This window comes from Saccharomonospora iraqiensis subsp. iraqiensis, from assembly GCF_000430445.1.
GTDB classification, from domain to species: Bacteria; Actinomycetota; Actinomycetes; order Mycobacteriales; family Pseudonocardiaceae; genus Saccharomonospora; species Saccharomonospora iraqiensis.
The window spans coordinates 69,301-71,744 of record NZ_KE387069.1 but is presented as its reverse complement, the minus strand read 5'-3'; the positions used below and the strand labels follow the sequence as shown (position 1 = coordinate 71,744).

Sequence of the window (2,444 nt, the reverse complement as noted above, 5' to 3'; positions counted from 1 at the left end):
GCGGCCGCCACGGAGAGCGGCGCGCAGGCCCTGCTCGGCTATGTCCGGGCGCACGACCCGGCACCGCCGTGGGACTTCCCGCACCAGCGGGCCGGGACGGGCCTGCCGTCGGCACTACTGCGGGACCAGCCGTACGGCGGGGTGTCCGGGGCCGACCTCCGCGCCGCCGTCGAAGCACTCACCACGTCGACGGGAGCACGGCGATGACGAACGACCGGCGCCACGACGACCGGCGTCCCGACCGGCTCGCCGCGACGACGGCGGCGCAGCGGTACCAACGCGGCTTCTTCGACGACCTGCGGGCCCACGCGGCGGCAGGCGGGGAGTTCGCGCTGGTCAACGCGGACACGCCGCACGAGATCCTACGGACGATGGGCATTCCGTACGTGGTGAACCAGTGGTGGGCCTCGATCGTCGCCGCGAAACAGCGGGCGGCCGGGTATCTGGAGCGGCTGCGCGAACGCGGCTACCCGGACGACATCGAGCAGTACAACGCCGCCCCGCTGGGCGGCATGTTCGCCCCGGACCCGGACGCCGACCCGTGGGGCGGCCTGCCGCAGCCGTCGCTGGTGCTCGCCGAGACCACCGGGGACGCCACCCGCAAGGTGTTCGACGTGTGGGCGGAGGAGTTCCCGGGCACCGAGTTCGTCGCCCTGGAGAGCGCGGCGGCGCACGACGTGCCGACGCACTGGTGGGAGCTGATGCCGTGGCACTGGGAGGACGCGGTCGGCACCGACCGGATCGACCTGCTCGTCGGCGAACTCACCGGCCTGATCCGCAGGCTGGAGGACCGCACCGGCCGCCGGTTCAGTGAGTCCCGCTTCCGCGAGGTCATGGCCCTGGCGAACGAACAGGCGGAGTACAACCGCCGCACCCGGGACCTGATCGCCGCCGCCCGACCGTGCCCGGTGGACGTGCCGGCGAACGTCCCGGCCGTGATGCTGCCGCAGTGGCACCGGGGCACCGGGTACGCGCGGGACGCGGCCCGCGCGCTGCAGGACGAGGTCGCCGACCGGGTCTCCGCCGGTGCGGCGGTGTGCCGCCCGGAGCGGGCCCGGCTGATGTGGATCGGCCGGGGACTGTGGTTCGACATGGGTTTCTACGAAAGGTTCCGGCGCGAGTACGGCGCGGTGTTCGTGTGGTCGATGTACCTGGCGATCGCGGCGGACGGCTACGCCCGCTACGGCGACGACCCGCTGCGCGCGCTGGCCGCCCGGTTCGCCGCGTTCTCCGACCAGCTCTACACCCCACCGTGGTCGACGGAGTGGTACCTCAAGGAGGCCCGCGCGCACGGCGTGGACGGTGTGGTGCACCTGGTCTCCGACGACGCCCGCGGCGGCTACTTCACCACCCGCGCCCTGGAGGACGCCGGGATCCCGGTACTGGAACTGCACGCCGACAACGTCGACCCCCGCACGACCGACCGGGCCACGATGACCCGCACCGTGGCCGAGTGGCTGGAACACCGCGTCCTGCCCGACGGGCCGGGGGTCTGACCGCGCCCATCACCCGGCCCGCGGGCCCTGCCGCGGTACCGCACCGGGCGGGGCGGTACAAAGGCCCACGACGACCGTCGTCTGCTGGGGGTTCGAGATGTCCGGGGTCATGAGCGACCGGTCGACCGCACCATCCCGGCCGGGGCGCGTGCTGTGCGGGCCCGTCCTGTCGCCGGTCGTCTTCTGCCTGATCGGCGCGGCGACCGGAGTGTTCGCCGCCTACAGCTACTACCACGACCCGCTCGACCCGTTCGCGCACTCGTTGACCGTGTGGATCGCCCTGGCCGTCGTGGCGAGCGCCCGGACCGACACCCGGACGGCGATCACCCGCACCGTCGCCGGACTCGTCGGCGCCGTGGTGCTCTTCTACGTCGGGATACCGGTCTTCTACGGCCACTACTATCCCGACGTTCCCCCGATCGAAGTCAACACCGGTGACCTGGCCCTGTGGTGTGTTCTGGCGGTGTGCGCGGGGGCCGCACTCGGATTCGTGTTCTCCCGCCTCGACGGGGACACCTGGTGGGCGGCGATCGCGACCGCTCTCGCGGTCACCCTGCTGTGGGCGTCCACTCTGGTCGAGGTCGGCCCCCGGTTGGCCGGAGAAGAGTTCCCCCTGATTTCGTTCACGGTCCTGGTGACCGGCGCGGTGTTCCTTCTCGCGGACACGAGGAAAACGCAGCTGGTCCGGATCCTCTCCCTCGTCGCCCCGGGGTTCGTCCTGAGCCTCGGCGTCGTCATGGCGCCCGACGTACTCGAAGAGCTGCTACTGCGCCTGACCCTCTCCGGCCGCTGAGCGGGCCCACGCGAGGAACCCGTGCAGCAGCGAGCCGGTGTCCCCCGGCCACGTCGGCCGGTCGAGGCCGCGGGACGTGGCACAGGCGACCCTCGCCGTGGTGGTGAGGGCCCCGGCCCCGGCGGCACCGCGCACCTCCTCGACCGCGGCCACCC

At 72.9% G+C, this 2,444-nt stretch carries 3 protein-coding genes and 1 pseudogene; 3 read left to right on the top strand and 1 reads right to left on the bottom strand.

What is annotated here, in order from left to right; translation table 11 throughout:
• The 3 genes and pseudogenes from ACTIR_RS26375 to ACTIR_RS0107165 form a co-directional block, all read left to right on the top strand.
• Window positions 1-207, top strand: a pseudogene (locus tag ACTIR_RS26375) (2-hydroxyacyl-CoA dehydratase family protein); the annotation flags it as partial.
• Window positions 204-1,496 carry a 2-hydroxyacyl-CoA dehydratase family protein gene (locus ACTIR_RS0107170; protein ID WP_026453748.1) on the top strand — a complete coding sequence of 431 codons (1,293 nt, stop codon included), beginning with the start codon at window positions 204-206 and terminating at the stop codon, window positions 1,494-1,496. The pseudogene ACTIR_RS26375 and the gene ACTIR_RS0107170, both read left to right, overlap by 4 nt.
• Before the next feature lie 109 nt (window positions 1,497-1,605).
• Window positions 1,606-2,289 carry a hypothetical protein gene (locus ACTIR_RS0107165; protein ID WP_154663686.1) on the top strand — a complete coding sequence of 228 codons (684 nt, stop codon included), beginning with the start codon at window positions 1,606-1,608 and terminating at the stop codon, window positions 2,287-2,289.
• On the opposite strand, the gene ACTIR_RS27455 is transcribed toward ACTIR_RS0107165, so the two are convergent.
• The coding region (locus ACTIR_RS27455) for a hypothetical protein (RefSeq protein ID WP_233345845.1) at window positions 2,260-2,444 on the bottom strand (185 nt) is incomplete at its 5' end. The genes ACTIR_RS0107165 and ACTIR_RS27455 overlap by 30 nt on opposite strands.

Bases quoted from the DNA above. Each gene is read 5' to 3' on its own strand.
- ACTIR_RS0107170 (WP_026453748.1), top strand. From the start codon at position 204: ATGACGAACGACCGGCGCCACGACGACCGGCGTCCCGACCGGCTCGCC.
- ACTIR_RS0107165 (WP_154663686.1), top strand. From the start codon at position 1,606: ATGAGCGACCGGTCGACCGCACCATCCCGGCCGGGGCGCGTGCTGTGC.